This window comes from Acidaminococcus nyctereutis (assembly GCF_052216985.1).
GTDB lineage: Bacteria > Bacillota > Negativicutes > Acidaminococcales > Acidaminococcaceae > Acidaminococcus > Acidaminococcus fermentans_A.
On record NZ_JBQOUY010000060.1, the window covers coordinates 1 to 1,506 of the forward strand.

Consider the following 1,506-nt stretch of genomic DNA (forward strand, 5'->3'; position numbering starts at 1 on the left):
CTTTACAACAGACGCTTCCTTGGGCTCAGGGACAAGCTGATCTCCCTGCCAACGGTATCCATAGATTCGAAACCGTCCATTAGGAATCCCTTGTGCAAAACGTTTTCGGGTTCCCCATTTGACATTTGTACTAATGGAACGGCTCTCTTCCTGGGCAAAGGATGCCAGGATGGAAAGCATCAGTTCGCCGTCACCCGTAAGGGAGCGGATATGCTCTTTCTCGAACCGCACTTCTATACCCAGGTCTTTCAAATGCCGCACTGTCGTTAAAAGGTCTACCGTGTTCCTGGCAAAGCGCTGGATGGACTTTGTAAGGATAATGTCAATCTTTCCTGCTTCACAGTCCGCCAGCATCTGCTTGAACCCTTTTCGCTTGTCGATAGTGGTTCCGCTGATACCGTCGTCTGCATAGACACCGGCAAATTCCCATTCCGGGTTTCTCTGGATCAGGCCGTTATAGTAGCTGATCTGAGCCGATAGGGAATGGTTCATCCGTTCCGACTCCACGGAGACCCGGGCATAGGCTGCCACTTTTTTTCTCCGCACGATGGCCGGCATGGGCCGACTGACCCGCGTGATTTTTTTCATTGTATCAACTCCTTTTGCTACTATTACTCACTCTGAACCGGATTTATAGCAAGTCGATATCTGCTAATAATGGGCCGATCACAGGAGAATATTTATTCCGGAGCTGCCGTTCGGCTTTTCCGTATTCAGCTTTTGTAATCAGGCCCTCCTGGAGCATTCCCCTGATGAAATGCATGGCGGCCAGGTACATCTTCTCCTGTTTCAACTGCTTAGCGTCCATCCTGGCCACCTCCGAACCTGTCTTTTACATAGCAAGTGTGGGAGCAGTATTTACGCTGCCCATTCCCGTAGACGGTGAATGTCTTATGGCAGCAAGGGCATTCCATCTTTCGTACGATTCTATGGTTCACCTTGTCCCGATGGCTGTTCCACCAGGCCATCCGGCAGGCATCGGAACAGAACTTTTTCTCCTTCCGTTTGCCGTTCTGCTCAATAGGTTGACCGCATTGCAGGCAGTGATGGGCTTGTTCTGTTTCCGGCTCCTTGGGGGATAAAGGATGTCTGCGGCAGTAGGATTTGACGGTATTCTCCGACATACCTGTTTCTTTGGCGATTTTCCGATACCCGAATCCCTGGAGCCGCAGTTCCCGAATCTGTGCTTTCTGCATATCGTTCATGAATAAACACCTCCTGCTTACTAGCCACGGCAGGAGGTGTTTTCTGACGGTTTCGTTCAATCTTTCTGATAAAATTCACATTCATACCCATCCGCCCGGAGGATCAGCCCTTCCGCCCAAGGCGGGGTCCGGCTCATCTGTTCACAGATGGCGTCTACATTGACGTTTTTCTCACACTCGATAATCAGTTCGTCATGGACGTGGCCCACAATGGCACAGCACCGGAGGGTCTGCATGGCATAGCAAAGAATATCCCTGGCCGTTCCCTGGACGATATTTTCCACGAACTTGGGCCCATAAC

The 1,506-nt window shown here is 50.8% G+C and carries 3 protein-coding genes and 1 pseudogene; all 4 read right to left on the reverse strand.

From position 1 onward, the window contains the following. On the reverse strand, nt 1-588 hold a 588-nt coding region (locus ACTUHY_RS12835), incomplete at its 3' end, for a recombinase family protein (protein ID WP_442828001.1). Between the two features lie 43 nt (nt 589-631). Further along, the gene (locus ACTUHY_RS12840) at nt 632-808 is read right to left on the reverse strand and encodes an SHOCT domain-containing protein (protein WP_442828002.1); all 177 of its coding nucleotides are present in this window, start codon (nt 806-808) and stop codon (nt 632-634) included. Next, nucleotides 798-1,205: a terminase gpP N-terminus-related DNA-binding protein gene (locus ACTUHY_RS12845; RefSeq protein ID WP_432643000.1), complete on the reverse strand. Its 408-nt coding sequence runs from the start codon at nt 1,203-1,205 to the stop codon at nt 798-800. Before ACTUHY_RS12845 ends, ACTUHY_RS12840 begins: the two co-directional genes overlap by 11 nt. A gap of 56 nt (nt 1,206-1,261) precedes the next feature. Next, a pseudogene (locus ACTUHY_RS12850) lies at nt 1,262-1,506 on the reverse strand (hypothetical protein); the annotation flags it as partial.

Bases quoted from the DNA above. Each gene is read 5' to 3' on its own strand.
- ACTUHY_RS12840 (WP_442828002.1), bottom strand. From the start codon at position 808: ATGGACGCTAAGCAGTTGAAACAGGAGAAGATGTACCTGGCCGCCATG.
- ACTUHY_RS12845 (WP_432643000.1), bottom strand. From the start codon at position 1,205: ATGAACGATATGCAGAAAGCACAGATTCGGGAACTGCGGCTCCAGGGA.